Annotated in this window: 17 protein-coding genes and 5 tRNA genes; 13 read left to right on the plus strand and 9 right to left on the minus strand. The window is 74.3% G+C overall.

Translation table 11 applies throughout. From position 1 onward, the window contains the following. Positions 1-96: 96 nt before the first annotated feature. Both ACGGAQ_RS13515 and ACGGAQ_RS13520 read right to left on the minus strand, forming a co-directional pair. Positions 97-171: transfer RNA gene (locus tag ACGGAQ_RS13515), tRNA-Val, on the minus strand. A gap of 48 nt (positions 172-219) precedes the next feature. Then, positions 220-292: transfer RNA gene (locus ACGGAQ_RS13520), tRNA-Gly, on the minus strand. Positions 293-440: 148 nt separating this feature from the next. Here ACGGAQ_RS13520 and ACGGAQ_RS13525 point away from each other — a divergent pair. Then, positions 441-713 (plus strand): DUF6458 family protein, encoded by a 273-nt coding sequence (locus ACGGAQ_RS13525; protein WP_007457129.1) that lies wholly within the window; start codon positions 441-443, stop codon positions 711-713. 141 nt (positions 714-854) lie between these two features. Here ACGGAQ_RS13525 and ACGGAQ_RS13530 read toward each other — a convergent pair whose 3' ends face one another. After that, positions 855-1670, minus strand: a complete 816-nt coding sequence (locus ACGGAQ_RS13530) for an isocitrate lyase/phosphoenolpyruvate mutase family protein (RefSeq protein WP_393048250.1) — start codon at positions 1668-1670, stop codon at positions 855-857. Between the two features lie 70 nt (positions 1671-1740). Between ACGGAQ_RS13530 and ACGGAQ_RS13535 the strand changes: the two genes are divergently transcribed. From ACGGAQ_RS13535 to ACGGAQ_RS13560, 6 genes are all read left to right on the plus strand, one after another. Next, complete coding sequence (locus tag ACGGAQ_RS13535) at positions 1741-2721, plus strand: DUF5937 family protein (RefSeq protein ID WP_393048252.1); 981 nt, start codon at positions 1741-1743, stop codon at positions 2719-2721. A 75-nt stretch (positions 2722-2796) separates the two neighbouring features. Further along, on the plus strand, positions 2797-3528 hold the full coding sequence (locus tag ACGGAQ_RS13540; RefSeq protein ID WP_393048255.1) for a GNAT family N-acetyltransferase: 732 nt from the start codon (positions 2797-2799) through the stop codon (positions 3526-3528). A gap of 103 nt (positions 3529-3631) precedes the next feature. Continuing rightward, the gene (locus ACGGAQ_RS13545) at positions 3632-4564 is read left to right on the plus strand and encodes an ABC transporter ATP-binding protein (protein ID WP_393048257.1); all 933 of its coding nucleotides are present in this window, start codon (positions 3632-3634) and stop codon (positions 4562-4564) included. Next, positions 4561-5283, plus strand: a complete 723-nt coding sequence (locus tag ACGGAQ_RS13550) for an ABC transporter ATP-binding protein (RefSeq protein ID WP_393048260.1) — start codon at positions 4561-4563, stop codon at positions 5281-5283. The genes ACGGAQ_RS13545 and ACGGAQ_RS13550 overlap by 4 nt, the downstream gene beginning before the upstream one ends. 7 nt (positions 5284-5290) lie before the next feature. Then, complete coding sequence (locus ACGGAQ_RS13555; RefSeq protein ID WP_393048263.1) at positions 5291-8476, plus strand: FtsX-like permease family protein; 3186 nt, start codon at positions 5291-5293, stop codon at positions 8474-8476. Then, positions 8473-11232 carry an FtsX-like permease family protein gene (locus ACGGAQ_RS13560; protein ID WP_393048265.1) on the plus strand — a complete coding sequence of 920 codons (2760 nt, stop codon included), beginning with the start codon at positions 8473-8475 and terminating at the stop codon, positions 11230-11232. Before ACGGAQ_RS13555 ends, ACGGAQ_RS13560 begins: the two co-directional genes overlap by 4 nt. 76 nt (positions 11233-11308) lie before the next feature. Here ACGGAQ_RS13560 and ACGGAQ_RS13565 read toward each other — a convergent pair. The 3 genes from ACGGAQ_RS13565 to ACGGAQ_RS13575 form a co-directional block, all read right to left on the minus strand. Further along, positions 11309-11383: transfer RNA gene (locus tag ACGGAQ_RS13565), tRNA-Val, on the minus strand. Positions 11384-11396: 13 nt separating this feature from the next. Continuing rightward, positions 11397-11467 (minus strand) — tRNA-Cys (locus tag ACGGAQ_RS13570). A 34-nt stretch (positions 11468-11501) separates the two neighbouring features. Beyond that, positions 11502-11574 (minus strand) — tRNA-Gly (locus ACGGAQ_RS13575). A gap of 420 nt (positions 11575-11994) precedes the next feature. On the opposite strand from ACGGAQ_RS13575, the gene ACGGAQ_RS13580 reads away from it, so the two are divergent. Both ACGGAQ_RS13580 and ACGGAQ_RS13585 read left to right on the plus strand, forming a co-directional pair. Continuing rightward, the gene (locus tag ACGGAQ_RS13580; RefSeq protein WP_355139244.1) at positions 11995-12597 is read left to right on the plus strand and encodes a TetR/AcrR family transcriptional regulator; all 603 of its coding nucleotides are present in this window, start codon (positions 11995-11997) and stop codon (positions 12595-12597) included. 80 nt (positions 12598-12677) lie between these two features. Next, positions 12678-13259, plus strand: a complete 582-nt coding sequence (locus tag ACGGAQ_RS13585) for a TIGR03086 family metal-binding protein (RefSeq protein WP_393048268.1) — start codon at positions 12678-12680, stop codon at positions 13257-13259. Positions 13260-13263: 4 nt separating this feature from the next. Here ACGGAQ_RS13585 and ACGGAQ_RS13590 read toward each other — a convergent pair whose 3' ends face one another. Next, positions 13264-14397, minus strand: coding sequence for an alkane 1-monooxygenase (locus tag ACGGAQ_RS13590; protein ID WP_354855442.1), 1134 nt, complete (start codon positions 14395-14397; stop codon positions 13264-13266). A 221-nt stretch (positions 14398-14618) separates the two neighbouring features. Between ACGGAQ_RS13590 and ACGGAQ_RS13595 the strand changes: the two genes are divergently transcribed. Further along, positions 14619-17549 (plus strand): M36 family metallopeptidase, encoded by a 2931-nt coding sequence (locus tag ACGGAQ_RS13595; RefSeq protein WP_393048272.1) that lies wholly within the window; start codon positions 14619-14621, stop codon positions 17547-17549. A gap of 45 nt (positions 17550-17594) precedes the next feature. On the opposite strand, the gene ACGGAQ_RS13600 is transcribed toward ACGGAQ_RS13595, so the two are convergent. Continuing rightward, entirely contained in the window at positions 17595-18446 is an 852-nt protein-coding gene (locus tag ACGGAQ_RS13600) for a hypothetical protein (RefSeq protein WP_393048275.1), read from the minus strand. Positions 18447-18639: 193 nt separating this feature from the next. Here ACGGAQ_RS13600 and ACGGAQ_RS13605 point away from each other — a divergent pair, with 193 nt between their 5' ends. Both ACGGAQ_RS13605 and ACGGAQ_RS13610 read left to right on the plus strand, forming a co-directional pair. After that, on the plus strand, positions 18640-19308 hold the full coding sequence (locus ACGGAQ_RS13605) for a 50S ribosomal protein L11 methyltransferase (protein WP_354855445.1): 669 nt from the start codon (positions 18640-18642) through the stop codon (positions 19306-19308). Between the two features lie 9 nt (positions 19309-19317). Continuing rightward, entirely contained in the window at positions 19318-20499 is a 1182-nt protein-coding gene (locus ACGGAQ_RS13610; RefSeq protein WP_393048277.1) for a cytochrome P450, read from the plus strand. Here ACGGAQ_RS13610 and ACGGAQ_RS13615 read toward each other — a convergent pair. Continuing rightward, the gene (locus ACGGAQ_RS13615) at positions 20473-20751 is read right to left on the minus strand and encodes a hypothetical protein (protein ID WP_393048280.1); all 279 of its coding nucleotides are present in this window, start codon (positions 20749-20751) and stop codon (positions 20473-20475) included. The two genes, ACGGAQ_RS13610 and ACGGAQ_RS13615, sit on opposite strands and share 27 nt — an antisense overlap. 124 nt (positions 20752-20875) lie before the next feature. Between ACGGAQ_RS13615 and ACGGAQ_RS13620 the strand changes: the two genes are divergently transcribed. Continuing rightward, positions 20876-21718 carry a polysaccharide deacetylase family protein gene (locus ACGGAQ_RS13620; protein WP_393048282.1) on the plus strand — a complete coding sequence of 281 codons (843 nt, stop codon included), beginning with the start codon at positions 20876-20878 and terminating at the stop codon, positions 21716-21718. The last annotated feature ends 59 nt before the right edge of the window (positions 21719-21777 follow it).

Genomic DNA, 21777 nt, shown 5'->3' on the forward strand with positions numbered 1-21777 from the left:
CAACCGGATTGTCCGCGGTCTGCCGGGGTCGGGATGGGTGGTGTCACCACGGCAAACGGCTCGTCACCGAGATTGCGGTGACGAGCCGTTGCGAACTGGTGGGCGATACTGGGTTTGAACCAGTGACCTCTTCCGTGTCAAGGAAGCGCGCTCCCACTGCGCCAATCGCCCGTGGTTTCCGCCCGACCCGGGCGCTCAGGCCCGTCGAGGCGAATCGCGAGCGGACGACGGGATTCGAACCCGCGACCCTCACCTTGGCAAGGTGATGCGCTACCAGCTGCGCTACGTCCGCACGTCCCCGACGAACGCCGGCGACGCGGCAAACTCTACCCGATGCCAAGATCGGCGGGCGCGCGACCCTGGGCGGCGGCGATTGCGCTGGTCGCCACCGGGGTACTGAGTGACCTCGACAGCGCACCACACCCCCTAAGGAGGCTGTCGTGGGTATCGGCACCAGCATCTTCCTGATCGCGCTCGGCGCGATCCTCACCTTCGCGCTCGACGCGAGCGTCGGCGGCATCAACCTCGACGTGGTCGGCTGGATCCTGATGGGCGCCGGCGTGCTCGGCCTGATCATGACGACGCTGATCTGGGGTCGCCGCCGCCAGGCGGTCCCCGTCGCCACCGAGCAGCCGGTGGAGTACCGCCGGGTCGAGGAGCCGGTCGAGTACCGCCGGGTGGAGGAGCGGCGGGACATCGCCCCGCCGCTGTGACACGACCATCGGCCACCACTGACGGAACTGGCACAGCAACCGGGCCCGGCCACCTCGGCAGAGGCGGCCGGCCCGGCGTTTTTCGTCGCCCCCGCGCGCCAGGGGAGGCACCGGCTGCGAGCGTGACGCAGCCCGCCCCGCTCACCGCATGAGGGCGTTGAGCGTTCCGTAGTCGAGGGCGTCCGCCAGCGCGCCGTACGTGCCCGCGCCGAGGGCCTCGTCCGCCGCCCGGCGGGCGACCGCGTACGCGGCCTGCGCGATCGACGAGCCGAGGCTCACCCGGGCCACCCCCAGCCGGGCCAGGTCCCCCACCGACGGGGCGCCCGGCCCGGCGAGCACGTTCAGCGGCGCCGGCACCGCCTGGACCAGCGCGCGGATGGTCACGGGGTCGACCACCCCGGGCACGAAGATGCCGTCCGCGCCGGCGGCGAGGTAGGCGGTGGCCCGGGCCAGGGTCTCGGCGACGTCCCCAGCGCCAGCGAGGAACGTGTCGATCCGGGCGTTGACGAACAGCGGCAGACCCGCGTCGTCGGCCGCGCCTCGCACCGCGCCGATCCGGGCGCACTGGTCGGGCACGTCGCGCAGCGATGGGCCGCCCTCGCGTCGGGCGTCCTCGATGTTCACGCCGACGGCACCGGCGTCGAGCACCGCGCGTACGGTCACGCCGACCTCCGCCGGTGTCGCGCCGTACCCGGACTCGATGTCGGCGGTGACCGGCAGCGGCACCGAGGCGGTGATCCGGCGGACCAGGTCGACGGCCGCGTCGCGGCCGAGGATGTCACCGTCGGGCGCCCCGAGACTCCAGGCGACGCCGGCGCTGGTGGTGGCCACCGCGGGGGCGCCGGCGGCAGCCACGACGCGGGCGCTCGCGGCGTCCCAGGCGTTGACCAGGACCAGCGGCGACCCGGGGGTGTGCAGGGATCGGAACAGTTCGGCTCGGGTGTGGTGTTCGCTCACGCGGCAAGTCTCGGCCGGCCCCGCAGCCGCCGGTAATGTTTTAGCGCCAGCTGAAACCATCGGGGGTGCCGTGGTCGCCATCAGCATGTCCGCGGGCGCCGTCGCCCGCATCCGGTTCGCCGTCTCGTGCCTGTGGGAGGTCGTCGCGAGCGTCCGGGTGCTGCGCGACCCCGGAGACCACGCGGTCCACCTGCCCTGGGTGCGCCGGGTGCGTCAGCCGCTGGTCGAGGCGGGTGTGATCGAGGCGGACGGCGGGCTGCTCTGGCACCTCGTGCCGGCCCCGCCCGGCTACCTGGCCGACTTCCTCACCCCACCGCCGGCCAACCTCAACCCCGATCTGGCCGCCGAACTGACCGCCCTGCGCGCCACCGGGGCCGACACCGTCCGCGCGCACCTGGACCTGTACCCGGGCGATCGCACGCCGGCATTGGCCGCCCTGTACGCCGACCCGCCGGCCGGGCTGCGCCGCCTCAGCGAGGAGATCGAGGCGTACTGGCGGATCGCCCTGGCCCCGCACTGGCCGCGGCTGCGGCTGCTGCTCGACGCCGATGTCACCGCACGCGCCCGCCTGCTCGCCGAGGACGGCGCGGCGGTGCTCCTCAACGATCTGCACCGGCAGGTCCGGTGGGAGGGCGACACGCTGGTCGTCGCGCAGCGGCACTGCCTGGCCCCGGACGTCGCGGACGGTCCGGGCCTGGTGCTGGTCCCGTCGGTCTTCGTCTGGCCGTCGGTGCTGAGCGTCTCCGCCGGGGACGCGCCGCAGCTCGCCTATCCCGCCAGTGGGCTGGGCACCCTCTGGGAGCGGCCGAACGGCGTCCCGGACGCGCTGGCCGCCGTGCTCGGCCGCGGGCGGGCCCGGCTGCTCACCGAACTGATCGGGCCGGCGAGCACCACCGAACTGGCCCGTCGCAGTGGGATGTCACCCGGCGGCGTCTCCCAGCACCTCACCGCGTTGCGCGCGGCCGGTCTGGTGGTGACCCACCGCCGGGGTCGGGCCCTGCTCAGCGCCCGCACCGACCTCGCCGAGGCGCTGCTCTCCGCGACCGCGTAGCCGACGTCCGGGCGGGTGGGCCTACGCCGTTTCCGCTGGTGAGGGGCACTGACCGCGCGCGTTAGGATCCAGATCATGGCGTCCCTCGACACGGTGCTGGCCGCCCACCGGGCGTACCTGCTCGGTTGGAACATCGGCGCGGCCGCTCACCCGGACCTGCCGACCTACCGCAGCGACGTGCCGCACGCGACCCTCAACGGCGTTCTGCGCGTGGCCGGACCCGCCCCGTCCGAGGCGCTCGCCGAGGCCCGGCGGCGCCTGCACGGCGTACCCCGCATCTGGTGGGTTGGCCCGGACAGCGACGGCGGCACCGCCGACGGTCTGGTCTCCCTCGGCGCGACGGAGGTCGCCCGCATGCCGATCATGACGGTGGCGCTCGACGACGCCGAAGCCCCGACGCCCGCCGGCCTGCACATCTCCGAGACGGACGACCTGGACGCCTTCGTCGCGGCCTACGCGCGAGTGTCCGGCATCCCCGCGGAGGGCATCGCGGCGACGGTCGAACGGGAGAAGGCGTTCAGCGGCGACGGCACGGTGATCCGGCTGGCCGGTCGCCTCTCCGACGGCCGGATCGTCGGCACGGCCGTGGCCTGGCTCAGCCACGGTCTGGTCACGCTCTACTTCGTGGGCACCCAGCCGGAGCAGCGCCGCCAGGGCGTCGGCGCGGCCATGACCCGGGCCGCGCTCGACCTGGCCCGCGAACGGGGTGCCCACACGGCCGCTCTCACCTCGTCACCCAGCGGCGAGGGGATCTACCGCCGGCTCGGTTTCCGGCCGGTGGGCGAGTTCCGGCTGCTGACCTTCTGACCGGAACACCCGCCGACACGTTCAGCGGCAGATCCTCGGCGGAACGCAGAAAGGCCGTCCGGGGGCATGGTCAACGAAGCCGCGGATTGCGAAACTGCTGGCAATGTCCAGCACACCGCTGTCCCTGCCGCAGCCATCCGCGCGGGCACCCGAGTTCGGCCGGGACGCGCTCATCGTCTGCGAGAACCTGGTGCGGATCTACCAGACCGGTTCGATCGAGGTGCAGGCGCTGCAGGGGCTGGACCTGGCCGTGCGGAGCGGTGAGCTGGTCGCCGTCGTCGGCGCCTCCGGGTCGGGCAAGTCGACGCTGCTGTCCATCCTGGCCGGCATCGACGCCCCCACCGCCGGGCGGGTCCGGGTCGGCCAGTGGAATCTGCTGGCGATGTCCCGCGCGGACCGGGTGGACTACCGGCGGCACACCGTCGGGTTCGTACGGCAGCAGACGGCGAGCAACCTGATCCCCTATCTGACCGCACGGGAGATGGTGGACCTGCCGATGACGGCGGCTCGTACCGCGAAGAAGGAGCGCCGGGAGCGCGCGGCCGAACTGCTGGACAGCCTCGGTGTCGCCGACTGCGCCGACCGGCGCCCCGGGCAACTCTCCGGAGGGCAGCAGATGCGGGTCGCGATCGCGGTGGCGCTGGCCAACCAGCCGCTGGTCCTGCTCGCCGACGAGCCGACCGGCGAGTTGGACGCCGCCACGTCCGCGGAGGTCTTCGGCGTACTGCGGGACGTCAACCGGCGGTACGGCGTCACGGTTGTCGTGGTGACCCACGACCCGGAGGTCAGCGGCCAGGTCGAACGGACCATCGCGATCCGGGACGGGCGCACCAGCAGCGAGGTGCTGCGCCGCACCACCACGGACGCGGAGGGCGACACGCACGTCATCGCCGAGGAGTACGCCGTGATGGACCGGGCCGGCCGGGTCCAGGTGCCGCGCGAGTTCCGCCAGGCGCTGGCGCTGACCCGACGGGTCCGGCTGGCCCTGGAACCCGACCACATCACGATCCGCCCCGACTCGGGAAGCGGCGAATGAGCAGCGAGCCGCTGCTGCGCGTGCGCGGCGTCCACCGGCGCTACCGCACCGGGCCGACCGTCGTACACGCCCTGCGCGGCGTGTCGTTCGACGTGGCCGCCGGTTCCATGGTGGCGCTCATCGGCCGGTCCGGCTCGGGCAAGACCACGCTGCTCAACGTCATCGGCGGACTGGACCGCCCGGACGCCGGCACCGTGCACGTCGACGGCGCCGACGTCGGCGCGCTCGACGAGGACGGCCTGTCCCGGCTGCGGCGCGAGAAGGTGTCGTACGTCTTCCAGAGCTTCGGACTGATCCCGGTGCTGTCGGCCGCGGAAAACGTCGCCGCCCCGCTGCGGCTGGCCCGCGTCGCCCCGGCCGAGCGCGAGCGGCGGGTCGAGTTGCTGCTGGATCTGGTCGGCCTGGCCGACCACGCCCGCCAGCGGCCGGCCGAGCTGTCCGGCGGCCAGCAGCAGCGGGTGGCGATCGCCCGCGCGGTGGCCGCCTCGCCCCGGCTGCTGCTCGCCGACGAGCCCACCGGGCAACTGGACGCCGAGACAGGTCTGTCAGTGATGGCCCTGCTGCGCGGGATAGCGGAATCCGAAGGCGTCACCGTGCTGGTGTCGACGCACGACGCGGTGATGATGGCCCTGGCCGACCGGGTGATCCGCATCCACGACGGGCACCTCGACGAACAGGCGGGCGGGCAGCCGTACGGGCCCGTGTCGGACGCCAGGTGACGCGACGATGCTGAGGCTGGTCAGCCGGCGCGCCCGCGCGCAGTGGCCGTTGCTGGCCGCCCTCCTCGGGGTCGTCACGATCGGCGCGACCCTGCTGGGCGCCTGCACCCTGCTGGTCACCCGCACCGCCGAGCGGGCGCTCGAGGTCGCCATGGCCCGCGCCTCCCCCGCCGCCGTCGACGTGACCGTCTACACCGGCGCCGTCGAGGGCCGGGACACGCCGTCGGTCGCCGCCGACACCCGCACCGTGGTGGCCTCCGCGCTCGCACCTTTCCCCGTGACGACGACCGCGCGGGCGTCGACGGTGCTGCGGGCGCTGCCGCCCGCGCTCGCCCCGGGCACCACCGTCCCGGCCCAGGCGTACCTGTCGGGGCTGGACGACCTGCCGGCCCGAGCCGAGCTGATCACCGGGCGCTGGCCACAGCACCCTGGCGACGCGGTGCTGCTGGAGTCCACCTCTCAACTCCTCGGCCTCACCCCCGGTAGCCGGGTACGCCTCGGCGCCGAGCTGGCCCACCCGCCCGTCCCGGCCATCGACGTGACAGTCGTCGGTGTGGTACGCCCGCTGCCCGGGAGCGGCTGGGACCGCGACCCGCTCGCCGCGGCCGGCTCCGCCACCGGCTACCGGGACGGCCGCTTCCTGCAGCCGGTCAACGCGTACGGCCCGTTCCTCGTCGACCTCGCCGACCTGGTCACCACCGGCGCCACCGTCGACCGGATGGAGGTCACCGCCCATCCGGACCTGTCCCATCCCAACCGCCGCGACCTGGAGACCATGGCCGGGGCCGTCCGCAGTGCCGACCGCCGGCTGGCCGGCACCCTCGGCGACCGCGTCACGCTCGCACGTGTCTCCTCCGACCTGGCACTGACCCTGCGGGCCGCCGACGACCAACGGCACGTCACCGCCGCCGTCGTACTCGCCATCGCCGTCCTCGGCGGTGTCCTGGCCGCGACGGCACTCGTCCTCGCCGGCCGGCTGACCGCGGGCATCCGCGCGGACGAGACCGCCCTGCTATCCGCCCTGGGCACCAGCCGCCGCCAACTCGCCGCCACCGCGACACTCGAAGCCGGACTCGTCGCCGCCGTCGCCGCGGCGCTCGCGATACCGGCCTCGTCCGCCCTGCACGCCGGCCTGACCCACCTGCCGCCGCTGGACGACGCCGGCCTGACCGTCCGGCCGGCCATCACGAGTGCCCAGGTTCTCGCGGTCGCCGGCGGTGCGCTGGTGCTCACCGCTGTGCTCACCGTGCTGGCGATCCGACCCGTCGGGGCACCCGGCGACCGGCGCACCCGCCGCGAACTGCTGGCCCGATCCGGCGCCGACCTGATGCTCGCCGTGTTCGCCGCCGCCGGATGGTGGCAGCTGCACGCGCAGCCCACCGCCGCCAGCCCACGCGCCGACGCGGTCCGGGTGCTCGCGCCGGCGCTGCTGCTCACCGCAGGCGCCGCCCTCGCGCTCCGGGTGGTACTGCCCGCGCTGCGCGGCGCCGACCGACTGGCGTACCGCGCCCGCGGGTTGGCGCTCCCGCTGGCGGTCTCCGAGAGCGCCCGCCGGCCCCAGGCCGTCGCCGCCGGGCTGCTCGTCGGGCTGGCCTGCGCGGCCGGAACCTTCGGCCTCGCCTTCGACGCCACGTGGCACCAGTCGCAGCGCGACCAGGCCGCGCTCTCCGTCGGCACCGACCTGGCACTCACCCTCAGCACGGCGCCGGTGCCCGGAGACGGCGCGGTCGTCAGCACGGCCACCGCCGGGGCGGTGAGTCCGGTCCTCAACCGTGGCACCGCCGTCGGTCAGTGGCTCGGCACCGCCGGCGATGCGCCGCGCCTGGTCGCCGTCGACACCACCCGCGCCGACGCGCTGCTGCGCGGGCCGGTGGACAGCGACCGCGGATGGGCGGACGTGGGCGCAACCCTGGCACCGCGCACCCGGGTCACCGGCCTCGCCGTTGCGGCCGGCGCCCCGCTCGTCCTGAGCGGAACCACGGCCGGCGGCGCCTCCCTCGTCGTGACGCCCCGGCTGCTGCTGCAGGACGCCACCGGCCTGCGCACGTCCTGCACCGGGCCCGCCGTGCCGCTCGACGGCCGGGAATTCCGGCTGCCCGCCTGCGCGACGGCTGACGGGCTGCGCCTCGTCGCGGTCGCTCTGCCGGTCACCGCCGACGCGGGCGACGAACCCGTGGCCACCGCTGGACCCGTCGCCGTAGCCGTCACGCTCACCGTGCCGCCCGCCGGGTCGGCGCAGGGGTCCACCGACGGGTCGGACTGGACCGCCACCTCCGCGCCGCCGGTCCCGAGCAAGGTGCGCGACCTGAGCGTCACGCTGTCGCCGGCAGGGACCGGAACCGCGCTGCGGATGAACGCGACCGTCGACCTCGGCGGCGCCGACGACGCCGCCCGAACCCTCGTCGCCACCGCCTTTCCGGACCCCGGGCCGGTACCCGTCGCCGTCTCCGCCCGCTTTGCCAACGAGGTCGGTGTCGACAGTGGCAGCCAGCTCAGCGTCACGGTCGGCACCACGCCCGTCCCGATCGTCGTCACCGAGGTCGTGCCGACCGTACCGTCCGCCCCCGGTGCCGTCGCCGTCCTGGCCGACCTGGACACGCTGTCCCGCGCACGCGCCGTCACCGGCGACCTGACGTTCCCGGTCGACGCCTGGTGGGTCGGCCACCCCGCCGGTCCCGGCGCCGCCGAGCGGGCCACCGCCCTGCACCTGGGCACCGTCACGAACCGCGAGGCGGAGACCGCCCGCCTCACCGGCGGCCCGCTGCGCGCCGGGCTGCCGGCCGCGCTCCGGCTCATCGTCCCGGCCGCGGCCCTGTTGCTGCTCGCCGGCGTCGTCCTGCACGTCACCTGCGATCTGCAGGCCCGCGCCGTCGAGGTGGCGCGGCTGCGCGGCCTGGGGATGTCCCGGCGCGGCATCCGGGCCGTGCTGCTCGGCCAGCACGTCGGCGTTCTGCTGCCCCTGCTCGCGGCGGGCGCGGCCGTCGGCGCGCTCGCCACCCGCATCGTCGCTCCCCTGCTCGTGCGCTCCGACACCGGCGCCGCGCCCGTCCCGGCCGCCCGGCCACAGTGGCCGTGGCCAGCCGAGGCCGCACTGCTCGCCGTACTGCTGGCCGGATGCCTGCTGGCGGTCTCCGTTGTGGTCACCGTCCAGGTCCGCCGGGCCGACGCCGCGCACCTGCGGGTGGCGCCGTGAACCGATGGCTGACCCGCCGGTGGCCGACGCCGCACTGGCCCAGCGTCCGCGGTCGTGGCCGGACCGATCTTGGACCGCTGCTGCTCACCGCCGCCGTCATCGCGGCCGTCGCGCTGCTCGCCGGGGCCGTGCCGGCGCTGCTGCGCGCCGCCGCCGACGACGCCGTCCAGGACACGGTCCGCCGCGCCGGCCAGGACTCGAACGTCCTCGTACGCGCCGACTGGGAACGCGACGACGGCCCGACCGGCGGGCGGGTCCGGACAGCCCGCCTCGCCGATGACGTCGACGATTTCCGCGCCCGGGCGGCCTACGCGCTCGGGCCCGACCTGGACGCCGCGCTGCTCCCGCCCATCGCCGTCGTCAACGGACCGATCCTGCGCATCACCGACGGCAGCGCGCCGCGTACCTTCCAGTTCACCTACCTGGCCGGCGATCTCGGCGGCCCGGACGTGACCTGGATCGCCGGCCACGCGCCCGGCCCCGCAGTCCCCGACGAGTTCGTCGAGACCCCCTACAACGGACCGCCCTGGCCGGTGCAGGTCGGCATCTCCGAGGCGGAGGCCGCCGCACTCCACCTCGGCCCCGGCGATCGAATCCCGGTCAAGGACGGCCAGGGTCGCGACAGGGACGTGCGGATCAGCGGGATCTACCGACCCGCAGACAGCGCCGACCCCGCCTGGCGACTCGCCCCGGCGCTCCTGCGCGCCGTGCCCGGCGCCGACGGCGTGGGGACCACCCGGTTCGCCGGCCTGCTGTCCCGCGAGTCGTTGCCGGACGCCCGGCTCGCCGTCGACGAGGACCAACTGCGGCGCACCGTCCACTTCGCACCCGTTCCAGACGCGCTCACCTGGGACACCACCGCGGCACTCGCCAGCCAGGTGGTCAAGCTCAAGGCAGCCTCCGGCTCGTCCGGCAGCCGCGACGAGTCCCTGAAGTGGGAGTCGCAACTCGACACCACCCTGCGCGCCGCCCGTACGCAGATCGGCGCCGTTGCCGGGCAGGCCGCCGTCCTGCTCATCGGGGTGCTCACCGCCACGGTGCTGGTCCTGCTGCTCGCCGCCGACCTGCTGGTCCGCCGCCGTACCCCGGCGCTGAGCGCCGCCCGGCAGCGTGGGGCGGCGCTACCCGACCTCGGTGCGGAACTGGCCATCGAGTCCTCCATGGTGTCCCTGTCGGCCGCCGCCGTCGGGCTCGCGCTCGCCCGCGCGGCGGCTCCCGGCGTCTCCTGGGCCTGGGCCGTTCCCGCCGTCCTGGCCGGCGCCGTCGCCGGGCCGGCGTTCGGCATCCTCGCCGCCGCCCGGGCCAGCCGCGACCGGCGTCAACCCGCCAACCCGGCCGCTCGGCGCTGGATCCGGGCCACCGGCCAGCTACGCCGCGCCGCCGTGGAGGCCGCAGTCCTGATCGCCGCGGTCGCCGCCTTCGTCACGCTGCACCAGCGCGGGCTCCTGCCCGTCGCCGCCGACGGCGACACCGGCGAGCTGACCGGCGACACGATCCTGCCGATCAGCGCCCCCGTTCTGGGCGTGCTCGTCGGTGCGCTCGTCCTGCTCCGGCTGCTGCCCCTCGGGGCGCGGTTCGCGCTTCGACAGGCTCTGCGTTCGCGCCGCCCGCTGGCCGTGTTCGGTGCCGCCCGGGCGGCCGCAACGGCCGGGCGTGCACTGCCGATGCTGGTTCTGGTGAGCACCACGGCGCTGGCGTCGTTCGCGCTCATCCTCGGCACCACCGTCACCCGGGGCCTGGCCGACGGCGCGTGGAGCAGCGTCGGCGCCGACGCCCGCCTCGACGTCGGCGCCGAGGCTGGGGCTGCCACGCCCGCGGTCGCCGAGCGGATCGCCGCCGCACCCGGGGTCGGGCAGGTCGTCCTCGCGCAGGTGACCGACTCGGCGCGCGTCTTCAGCGATTCGACACTGTTCACCCCACGCCTGGTCATCGTGGACGCCGAAGGGTTCCAGCGCCTGCTGGCCACCACCCCGCTGCCCGACGCGCCGGCGCTGGCCCGGCTCACGACACCCGCTCCCGCCCCCGGGGACGTCCCAGTGCTGGTCCGATCGAGCGACGGCGAGCTGCGGACCGGCACGCGGTTGCAGCTACCGAGGGACGACGCCCCGGCGATCAGCCTCACCGCCGTCGGCACCGCGCCCTCCGTCGGCGGCGCCGGTGACGTCGTCATCGTGGACGCCGCGGCTCTCGCGGGCGCCGGGCTGCCCGCCGTTCCGAACACCGTCTGGGTGACCGGCCCCGGCGCGGCGCGGGCCGTGTCGAACAGCGGCATCGCCGCCGACGTCGTGCTGCGCGCCGACGTCCTACGGGCGCAGCGATCGGCTCCGCTGACCGCAGGGCTGGTACGGCTGGCGTGGACGGCCGCCGCGATGCTGCTGGCGCTGGGGCTGCTCGGTCTCACGCTCGCCGCCGCCGCAGGCGCGTCGGAGCGGTGGCAGACCCTGACCCGGCTGCGGACCCTCGGCCTGCGGCCACGCGACGCGCGCTGGGTCGCCGCCGGAGAGGTGCTGCCGCCGGTCGTGGTCGCCGCGGTGTGCGGCCCGCTGCTCGGGGCCCTGCTCGCACGCCTGACGCTCGGCCCGCTCGACCTGCGGCTGCTCACCGGCCAGGCCGCCGACCCGGGGGCGGGCCCGCCGTGGTGGCTGCTCGGCCTGGTGAGCGTGACGCTGCTGGTGGCGTCCGCCACGGTCGTACCTGTCGAGTCGGCGCTGCGGCGACGCGACCGGCTGAGCGAGGTGCTCCGCGCCGGCGAGTAGCCGGCCGGCTTACCGGCGCAAAAACGAGGCCCGTTACCGAATATCCGGTAACGGGCCTTCTGACCTGCTGTACAGCTGGTGGGCGATACTGGGTTTGAACCAGTGACCTCTTCCGTGTCAAGGAAGCGCGCTCCCACTGCGCCAATCGCCCGTGCATAATGCCGAGGTGGGGACGGGATTTGAACCCGCGTACACGGCTTTGCAGGCCGTTGCCTCGCCTCTCGGCCACCCCACCGAGGTTGCCCCCGTCATGCGTGGCGGCAGCTCCGAGCGGACGACGGGATTCGAACCCGCGACCCTCACCTTGGCAAGGTGATGCGCTACCAGCTGCGCTACGTCCGCACGCCCCCGGCGTTCCCGGGTGACGGATGAGAACTTTAGCCGAGCCGGTGAACGACTGCCAACTCGGGGGTCTGTGTCGGCGCGTCCCCTCCCGCCCGGGAGCCCGAGCGGGACGGCATGCCAGATCCCGGGGAGGGCCTGACCCACTCACCGCAAGCTTCCTAGGGAGCTGGCCTGGTTCCTCAACTGACTCCCGACCGTCACACTCCGGCATCGTGCGACGCTCGGTGCCGCCACCGGGACAGCAGTCCCTCGACCGGCGGCGACGCACCCTCGCGGCGAGCGGCGGACCTCGACGAACACCGCCGGGAGACCGAAGCACGGCAGCCCCGGGAAGTGTCCGGATTCCGACTCTTAGCCCACGAAACGGACGGTGGTGGTAACTGTTCGTGTTCGGGTGGATGGGCTACGGTAACGGTCGTGACGAGACGTGCGGCCGAGATCCGCCTGGATGCCCTGCTGCGCACGGCCTGCGACGTGATCGTGGAGCGCGGTCTGGCCAACACCCGGACGGCGGACGTGGCACAGGCCGCCGGTGTGAGTCAGGCCCTGGTGTTCTACCACTTCGCCACCAAGGAGCGATTGCTCGCGCAGGCGTTCGCGTACGCCGTCGAGCAGGATCTGGCCCGCCTGGACGCGGTCACCCGCTCCTCCGCTCCGCCGTTGACGAAGCTCCGCCGGATCCTCAAGCTCTACACCCCGGCCGGTCGGGCGACCTCCTGGTCGATGTGGATCGACGGCTGGTCCGAGTCGCTGCGCACCCCCGAGTTGGAGAAGGTGTCCCGGCGACTCGACCTGCGCTGGCGGCAGGATCTGGCCGCCGTCATCTCCGCCGGGGTCGCCGACGGCACCTTCCAGTGCGCCGACCCGCAGGGGGCCGCCTGGCGGATCAGCGCCGTGATGGACGGCCTCGCCGTGCAGCTCGCCGTGCACGACCGGGTGATCTCCCGCCGGCAGTTCGGGGAGTGGGTGCGGCTGGTCACCTCCCGGGAGCTGGGCCTGGCCCCGGCCGACCTGGACTGAGCGGCGACGGCGGGACGGCACCGCAGGTCGGGCCGGGCAAAACGGCTCGGGCCACCGCGCCGAGGAGAACAATCGACGGCATGGATCTGCTGGAGGCGTACCGCCGGAGCCTGGCCGAGTTCGTCGACCGGGTGGACCAGATCGGGCCCGGCCAGTGGGCCGAGGAGACACCGTGCCCGGACTGGGACGTCCGCACCCTGGTCAACCACGTGGTCGGCGAGGACCGGTGGAGCGTTCCGCTGCTCGCCGGCCGCACCGTCGACGAGGTCGGCGACCGCTTCGACGGTGACCAGCTCGGCGCGGACCCGGCCGCGACGGCGCGGGAGGCGGCCGCGCAGGCCGAGATCGCTGTCACCCATCCCGGCACGATCGACCGCACCGTGCACCTGTCGGCCGGCCCGACCCCGGCCACCGAGTACGTCCAGCAGCTCCTCGCCGAACACCTGGTGCACGGCTGGGATCTGGCGGTGGCGATCGGCGCCGACCCGCGGCTCGACCCGGACGCGGTGCGCGTGTGCGCCGAGTGGTTCGCCGGCCGGATCGACGACTACCGACGCGACAAGCTGGTACGCGACGACGCGCGGCTGCCCGCCGACGCCGACGAGCAGGACCAGCTGCTGGCCGCCTTCGGCCGCGACCCCGACTGGGCCCCGGGCCACTGAGCGGTCAGCGTCGGGGCCGCGTGTTGGCCAGTCCCCGGTCGCCGCCGTAGTGCGCGAGCACCCGGTGGTCCATCACCCGTCGCCACAGCGGCGGGACCAGCGCCACGACCACCATCGTCGCGTACCCGGCGGGCAGCTGCGGTGAGGTGTCGAAGCTACGCAGCGTCTGGTAGCGGCGCAGCGGGTTCGCGTGATGGTCGCTGTGCCGCTGGAGCTGGAAGAGGAAGACGTTGGTGACCGTGCGGTCGCTGTTCCAGCTGTGCCGGGCGTCGACCTTCTCGTAGCGTCCGGCGGCGGTGCGCTGCCGGGCCAGCCCGTAGTGCTCCAGATAGTTGACCACCTCCAGCAGGGAGAAGCCGACCACCGCCTGCAGGACCAGGAACGGCAGCACCACCGGGCCGAAGACCAGGGTCAGCGCCGCGTACAGCACCAGGGTCATGGCCCACGCGTTGAGCACGTCGTTGCGGTGGGTCCACGGGGACCGGCCGCGGATGCGGAACCGGCTGGTCTCCAACCGCCAGGCCGAGCGCAGGCTACCGAGGACGGTACGCGGCCAGAACGCCCAGAAGCTCTCCCCCAGTCGCGAGCTCGCCGGATCCTCCGGCGTGGCGACGCGGACGTGGTGGCCGCGGTTGTGCTCGACGTAGAAGTGCCCGTACGCGGCCGGCGCCAGGGCCACCTTGGACAGCCACCGCTCCACCCGCTCGCGCTTGTGGCCCAGCTCGTGGGCCGTGTTGATGGCGATGCCGTTGACCACCCCGACGGTGGCCACCAGGCCGGCGGCACCGGCGAGGGAGAGGCTGTCGCGGGCCCACACCGCGCAGCACAGCACCAGTGCCGCGTACTGCGCCGGCAGGTAGAGGTAGGTGAGCCAGCGGTAGTAGCCGTCGGCCGCCAGCCGGGGCACCGCCTCCTCGGGAGGGTTCTGCCGGTCGTCGCCGAGCAGCAGGTCGACCACCGGGATCAGGCCGAAGACGACGGCCGGGGTGAGCCACCACGCCCAGGCGCCGCCGCCGGCCCGCCACAGCGCGAAGCCGACGAAGGGCAGCGCCGGCACCAGGAGCGCCAGCGGCCAGAGCGGCTTGCGACGGTCCCGCCAGGCGGCGGGCTCGACGGTCGGATCGGCATCGACGGTCATGGCCAACCTCCGGTCTCGCGTTCTGACATCGACAGTGACAGCCATCACGCTCTTTTACAAGAGCGTACGTTTTGTAAAGTTGATTTATCTCGATCAGTCGGCGCGTCGGCGGTCGGGGGCCTTGCCGCGCCCCCGGTCGGCTGATATCCACAGATGCGCATGCGTCACCGCGCTGCGTCGGTCGGCAGCCGCCGGCCATCCCGCTCCCACGAGGAGGTCCCGTGCCACAACCGGAGTGGTCACCCCCGATGAGCCGGCGTCGACGCCGGCTCATCGCCGTCCTGGCGACGACCGCGACCATCGCCGCGCTGCTACCCACCGGCGCGAGCACCGCGGCCCCCGCCGGGGCGCCGTCCACGCACCGCTCGTCCGGGCCGTTCGCCGAGGGCAACCACGAGCCCGCCGACCTCGACAACCGCTCCGGTACGGCGGCACCCAACGCCCGCCAGCGCGGCCTGGCCCGCGCCGCCGATCCCGACGCGCGGTGGAACCGGTTCGGCACCCCGCAGGCACTCGGCCCCGGTCGTACCCCGCTCGCCACCGGGCTGCCCACGGACCCGGAGGCGGCCGCCCGCGCCTACCTGACGGCCAACCGTGACCTGTACGGCATGGACGCCGCGACGGTCGCCGACCTGGAACGGGTGCTGGTCCGACCGATCGGCAGCGGTGCCGTGGTGACCCTGCGGCAGCGCTTCGGCGACCTACCGGCCGGGCCCGACGGCCTGGTCACCCTCGCGGTCCAGGGCGGCTCGGTGCTCGCCGTCAACTCCTCGCTGGCCCGCGACACCAGCGCGCCCGCGCCGGCCACCCGCACCGCCGAGCAGGCGTACGCCGACGCGCTCGCCGACGCCGGGCTGACCGCGACGGCGGTGGCCAGCCACACCGTGCGCGCCGTGGCCGTACCCACCCCGCTGGACGGGCCCCGGGCCGCCTACGAGGTGACCATGATCGGCGCGGACGCCGACCACCCGGCGGCGTTCACCAGCTACGTGGACGGCAGCACCGGGAAGGTGCTGGTCCGCGAGGACCTCGTCGACTTCGACTCGGACAACCCGAGCTGGGCGGTCTTCCCGGCCACCCCGCCCCGCGACCTCGCCGCCGGGCAGGACCCACGGGTGCGCTGGTGCGGTGACCCGGCCCCCGGCTGCCAGGTCGCCCAGCGGGACCCGGCCACCGGCCAGCCGTGGGACGTCGACGCGGCCACCGGCACTCCGACCTTCACCTCGCGCGGCAACTCGGCCAACACCGTGCTCTCCTGGGGCAACAACACCCCGATCGTCCCGGCCACCCCCAGCCCGGAGCGCCGCTACGAGTACCCGTTCACCGACCAGTGGCACCAGGCGAAGTGCAACCCGGCGGTGTTCACGTCGGCGCAGCGCAACGACGCGGACGCGGCGATCGCCAACCTCTTCGTCATGCACAACCGCATGCACGACTGGGCGTACCAGTTGGGCTTCACCGAGTCGGCGTGGAACCTCCAGGCGGTCAACCTCACCCCGTCCGGCCTGGGCGGCGACGCCGAGCAGGGCCGCGCCCAGCAGGGCGCGCTGACCGGCAACCGCAACAACGCCAACCAGGGCACCGGGCGCGACGGCCTGCCGCCGACCACCAACATGTACCTGTGGCAGCCACAGGCCGGTGGCCCGTACCCGCCGTGCGTGGACGGCGACTACGACATGACGGTGATCGGCCACGAGTACACCCACGCCATCACGAACCGGATGATCGCCGGCCCGGACAGCGGGATCAGCGGCCACCAGGGCGGGGCGATGGGTGAGTCGTGGGGCGACCTGCTCGCCGCCGAGTACCTGTACCAGAACGGGCTGCGCGCGCCCGGCGAGTCGCCCTTCGTCACCGGCGGCTACGTCACCGGCAACCTGGTCAGCGGCATCCGCAACTACGACCTGAGCCGCAGCCCGCTGAACTACTCCGACATCGGCTACAACACCGGTGGCCCCGCCGTGCACGCCGACGGGGAGATCTGGGGCGCCACCAACTACCGGGTCCGCTCGGCCCTGGTGAAGCGGTACGGCCTCGGCACGACCCAGCGGCAGTTGGAGTGCGCACAGGGCAAGGTCACCGCCGACAAGTGCCCGGGGAACCGGCGCTGGTCGCAACTGGTCTTCGACTCGTTCCTGCTCCAGGCCGCCAGCCAGGTCAGCATGCTCGACATGCGGGACAACATGCTCACCGCCGACCTGCTGCGGTTCGGGGGCGCGAACCAGGACCTGATCTGGGCCGAGTTCGCCCGCTCCGGGATGGGCCGGGACGCCGCCACAAACGGCGCCGCGGACACCGACCCGACGCCGAGCTTCGCCTCGCCGCGCGGCGGCAACGCGACGCTCACCCTGCGCCCCCGCGGGGACAGCGCCGACGCGCCGATCCGGGTGTACGTCGGGGCGTACGAGGCACGGGCCACGCCGATCGCGGACACCGACCCGGCCACGCCGATCCCGAACACGGTGGAGATGGTGGCCGGCACGTACGACCTGCTGGCCGTCGCGCCCGGCTTCGGGCACCAGCGGCTCAGCGTGGTCGCCGACGCCGGCCGGACCGGCTACGTGGACCTGCGGTTGAGTCGCAACCTCGCGTCCACGGCCTCCGGTGCCACGATCAGCGGCGACGGGGTCAACCTGGACCGGGTCGCCGACGACACCGAGGCGACGAACTGGGCCTCCCTGGACGGGGTGGCCGGCCGGCAGCTCACCGTCGACCTGCCGGGCGACGGCCCGCAGACGGTCAAGCGGGTGAACGTCAGCGCGATGCTGCGACCCGCGATCGTCGGGGACGCCGACACCGGCAGTCAGAACGCGCTCAGCGCGCTGCGCTCGTTCGCGGTGTCCGCCTGCGACGCGACGACGACCGACTGCGCGGACCCGACGCACTGGCGGCGGATCTACACCAGCGCGGGCGACGCGTTCCCCGGCGGGGCGTACCGGGCGTACAGCCGCGACATCAACCTGCGGACGTTCGCGGTGCCCACCACCCTCGCCACCCACCTGCGCCTGGAAGTGCTGGCCAGCCAGTGCACCGGCGGCCCGCAGTACGCCGGTGAGCAGGACGACGACCCGGCCACGACGACGGACTGCGCGACCGCCAGCCCGGCCCGGGCCCAGGTCAGGATCGCCGAGTTCCAGGCGTTCACGAAGTGACACCGTCGGGGCCGGCGGCTCTCCGCCGGCCCCGACAACCCCCGATCAGCGGCGGGCCGGTCGCCAGCCACCCGCCGGCGCCGGCCGCTCCCAGAGCCGGTCCACCGGCGGGTCCTCGGCCTCGGTGGTGGCGGCCCGGGTCAGGTGACGCAACCGCAGCAGCAACCCCACCCCGAGCGAGAGCAGCAGCCCACCGAGCAGGAAGGCGGCCTGCACCATGCCGAACCCACCGGCCTGTGAGACCGGACGGCCAGCGGCCGGCGGCGCGGCGTCGATGGGCTGGTCGGCGACCGGTTCCTCGGCCGGGGCGCTCTCCTGCGCCGGTTCGCTCGGCGGATCGCTGGGCTCGGCCGGCGTCGCGCTCGGCGTCGGCGTACCGGTCGGCCTGGCCCCCGCCCCCACCACCGACCGGGTGGCCGTCTGGCGGGCCAACAGGCGCAGGTTGGCGTCGTACGCCTCGGCGGCGAGGGTGACCCGCCCCTGGGTGACGTCCTCGGCGAAGGCCACCCGGTAGCGGGCGGTGACCGTGCGGCCGGGGCAGAGCGTGCCCGGGTCGAGTTGCCGATCGGTCAACCGGGCCACGTCACCCTCGGTCTGGACCTCCAGCGGGAAGTCGCCGTTCTCCTCCACCCGGTCCATCTTCACCTGGTCGAGCCGGATGCCCTGCACGCGCAGCACCATCGACCAGCGCACCTTCGCGCATCCGCCGCGCCGGTCCGTCTGCGAGACCACCGCCGAGATCGTGCGCACCTGGTCCCCCGCGCTGAACCGGGCCGGCAGGCCGCTCATCTCGGTGGCGAAGGCCGCCTGTGCCGGCGCGGCCAGGGTCAGCACCGCCCCGGCAACGCCGACAACCAACGCTCCGAGCCGCAGCGCGTACCGCCACACGATCACCACCACCTCGCTCCTTCTCGTCCCTGGAGGGAAACGCTAGGAGGAAACGGGCGGGCCGGACAGAGGGGTGTCTTCGCAGCGGACGCCAAGCAGAAGGGGTGATTTCACCGAGAGTGGTGAACCCTTCACGCGTACCCGCACTCCCTCGACCACCTCCGTGCGTCGCCGGGGCTGACCGGTGCGCGAGAATCGCCGGGTGTCCGAGCTCTCCAGCACCTTCGTCCGGCTGCACGCCCGGCTGGCCCCGGTCCCCTTCGTTCCCGAGGTGCGCCTGCACCAGGCGGACGAACCGATCGGGCTCTGGGAGCTGACCGAGGGCGAGTTCTCCAGCGACCGGCCGCCGCCGTTCTGGGCCTTCGCGTGGGCCGGCGGGCAGGCGCTCGCCCGCTATGTCACCGACCACCCGGAGCTGGTCGCCGGCCGCCGGGTGCTCGACCTCGCCTCCGGCTCCGGCCTGGTGGCCATCGCCGCCGCCCGGGCCGGCGCGGCGTCCGTGCGGGCCGTCGAGGTGGACGAGCTGGCGGTCGCGGCGGTCGCGCTCAACGCCGAGGCCAACGGGGTACGCGTCGACGCCGAGTTCGGCGACATCCTCGACGGCGACGCGGGCGACGCCGAGGTGGTGCTTGCCGGGGACGTGTTCTACAGCGAGGCGATGGCCCGGCGGGTGCTGCGGTTCCTGCTACGCGCCACCCGGGCCGGGGCGCCGGCGCTGGTCGGAGACCCCGGCCGGGCGTTCCTGCCCCGGGACCGCTTCGACGAGCTGGCGACCTACGACGTGCCGGTGCCGGAGGCCCTGGAGAGCGTCCGGGTGAAGCGCACCACCGTCTGGCAGTTGCGCGCCGGCCTGCCGAGGGCTGCCGGCTAGCGTGTCGACGTGCTGTTCTCCGGCTGGGCGTCCGAGGTCGAGGCACCCTGGCCGGACGTCGCCGAGGTGGCCGACCACGTCGGCGTACGTCACCTCGTCGTCACGCGGCACGCGCTGGTCCGGCAGGTCCTCGCCGACCCGGTCCGCTACCGGCCGGACAACGCCCTGGACGCGGTGACCCCGATGCCGGTGACCGCGCTGCGGGTGCTCGCCGGGCACCGGTTCCGGCTGCCGCCGACGCTGGCGAACAACTCCGCCGCCAGCCACCCCCCGATCCGGGCGATCGTCGCGGACGCGCTGCACCCCGCCCGGGTCGCGGCGCAACGCCCCTGGCTCACCGCTCTGGTCCGGCAGCGGGTGGCCCGGCTGCGCGCCGCGCTCGACGCCGGTGAGCCGGTCGACCTGTACGCGGACCTCGCCGCCGACCTGCCCCTGCTGGTGCTGGCCCGGCTGGTCGAGCTGCCGGACGCGCCGGTCGGCGCGGTCAAGGAGTTCGCCCGGGCGGCACTGGAGCTGTTCTGGGCGCCCCTGGACGGCGACCGGCAGCTGGCGCTCGCCACCGAGGTGGGCCGTTTCCACGGCGTCCTGCGGGAGTTCGCGGCCACCGGCGGCGGCCTGGCCGCCGAGCTGCGCGCCGGCGGCCACCCGCCGGACGTGGTGGTGGGCGCGCTCTTCTTCCTCCTGGTCGCCGGCCAGGAGACCACGTCACAGTTCCTCACCCTGCTGCTGCACCGATTGGCCGTCGAACCGGCGGTACGCGCCGGCCTGCGCACCGGCGACGTCGCGGTGGCCGACGTCGTCGAGGAGGGCCTACGCCTCGAACCGCCCATCGTCACGTGGCGGCGCGTCGCGGCGGTGGACGGCACGCTGGGTGGGACCGCCGTGCCGGCGGGCACCAGCATCGTGCTGTGGCTGGCCCGCGCCGGCCGGGACCCGGCGATCGTCGAGTCCCCCGACGAGTTCCGCCCGGGGCAGCGCGGGTCGCGCCGGCACCTGGCGTTCGGTGCGGGCGCGCACCGCTGCGTCGGGGACGTACTGGCCCGGATGGAGGCGGCCGTGGTGGTGGCCGAGGCGACGCCACTGCTCGACGGGGTGAGCGTGGTCCGGCCGCCGTGGTGCCCGGACAACCTCACCTTCCGGATGCCGGACGCCTTCGTGGTGCGGTCAGTCGAGCGGCCCGCTGACCAGTAGCACGATGCCCCCGATCACGGCCACGGCACCGAAAAGGAGCGTGACGCCGCCGACGAGGAACCGCCCGAAGCGGAAGCCGACGGCCCTGCGCAACTCGGCCGGACTCCGAGCCGGAATTCCCCACAGGCGGTTCCACGGGTTCCTCGACAACCGGCGGGTCTCCGCGTCGACAAACCCGAACAGGTCGAGGGTCATCGTCAGGCCGATGAAACCCAGCATGAGGCCGAAACCAACGGTGGCGAGCACCTGCAAGATCCACCGTGTCATCGGCTGCCCCCGCTGATCGAATCGACTCGATCCGAGGCTAAACAGCCTGGGCAAGGAAGCACGGGAGCGGGCACGCGGCACCTGACCTTGACTCGGTATGTTTCCGGGCGTGTCCGTCACCCCTGCTCGTCGGATCCTCGCGGCCGCAACGCTTTTGGCCCTGCTCGCGCTGAGCGCCTGCGCAGCCGGACCGGTGTTCCACGCTCGGCAGATCACCGCGGCCCCGCCGAGCCCGTCGGTCCCGGCGCCCACGCCGTCGGCCGCGCCGACGACGACGGCCCCGCCCGCCCCCGGGAGCCTGGACTGGTACGTGTCCCAGGTGCCGACCTTCGCCGAGGCGCCGCCGCCGCAGCCGGTGCCGCTGGCCGCGACCGGCCCGATCCCGTTCTGGCACCGCCTGCCGACCGACCAGAAGGTCGCCTTCATCACCATCGACGACGGTGGGCTGGCTCGCCCGCCCGCGGTGGCCGACTTCATCTGGCGGGCGCACATCCCGGTCACGATGTTCCTGAACTCACCGGCGGCCGAGGAGCACGACGTCTACTTCCGGCAGATCCAGGTCGCCGGCGGGGTCGTCGAGAGCCACACGATCCGGCACACCTCGCTGGCCGGCCGGTCGTACGACTACCAGAAGCAGGAGATCTGCGGGGCCGTGGACCGGCTGGAGGCGTTGTTCGGCAAGCGGGCGACCCTGTTCCGCCCGCCGTTCGGCGAGTACGACAGCACCACGCTGACCGCCGCTCGGGACTGCGGCGCGAAGGCCGTCCTGCACTGGTCCGAGACCGTCCACGAGGGGAAGGTGCGCTACCAGACCCCGGAGAAGGTGGTCCAACCCGGCGACGTGCTGCTGATGCACTTCCGGCCGGCGCTGATGGACGACCTTCTCGCGGCGTTGCAGGCGATCCACCGGGCGGGGCTCACCCCGGCGCTGCTGGAGGACTACATCCGCTGACCCGGGCGACCTGACGAAAGTCACTGTCGGGTGATGCCGTTCGGGCGCGGCGGGCCGAC

It is taken from the genome of Micromonospora sp. NPDC047557, from assembly GCF_043205095.1.
GTDB lineage: Bacteria > Actinomycetota > Actinomycetes > Mycobacteriales > Micromonosporaceae > Micromonospora.

What these genes read in the sequence shown, in the direction of transcription:
- ACGGAQ_RS13590 (WP_354855442.1), bottom strand. Translation starts at nt 14,397, where the DNA reads ATGACCGTCGATGCCGATCCGACCGTCGAGCCCGCCGCCTGGCGGGAC.
- ACGGAQ_RS13585 (WP_393048268.1), top strand. Translation starts at nt 12,678, where the DNA reads ATGGATCTGCTGGAGGCGTACCGCCGGAGCCTGGCCGAGTTCGTCGAC.
- ACGGAQ_RS13540 (WP_393048255.1), top strand. Translation starts at nt 2,797, where the DNA reads ATGGCGTCCCTCGACACGGTGCTGGCCGCCCACCGGGCGTACCTGCTC.
- ACGGAQ_RS13545 (WP_393048257.1), top strand. Translation starts at nt 3,632, where the DNA reads ATGTCCAGCACACCGCTGTCCCTGCCGCAGCCATCCGCGCGGGCACCC.
- ACGGAQ_RS13555 (WP_393048263.1), top strand. Translation starts at nt 5,291, where the DNA reads ATGCTGAGGCTGGTCAGCCGGCGCGCCCGCGCGCAGTGGCCGTTGCTG.
- ACGGAQ_RS13550 (WP_393048260.1), top strand. Translation starts at nt 4,561, where the DNA reads ATGAGCAGCGAGCCGCTGCTGCGCGTGCGCGGCGTCCACCGGCGCTAC.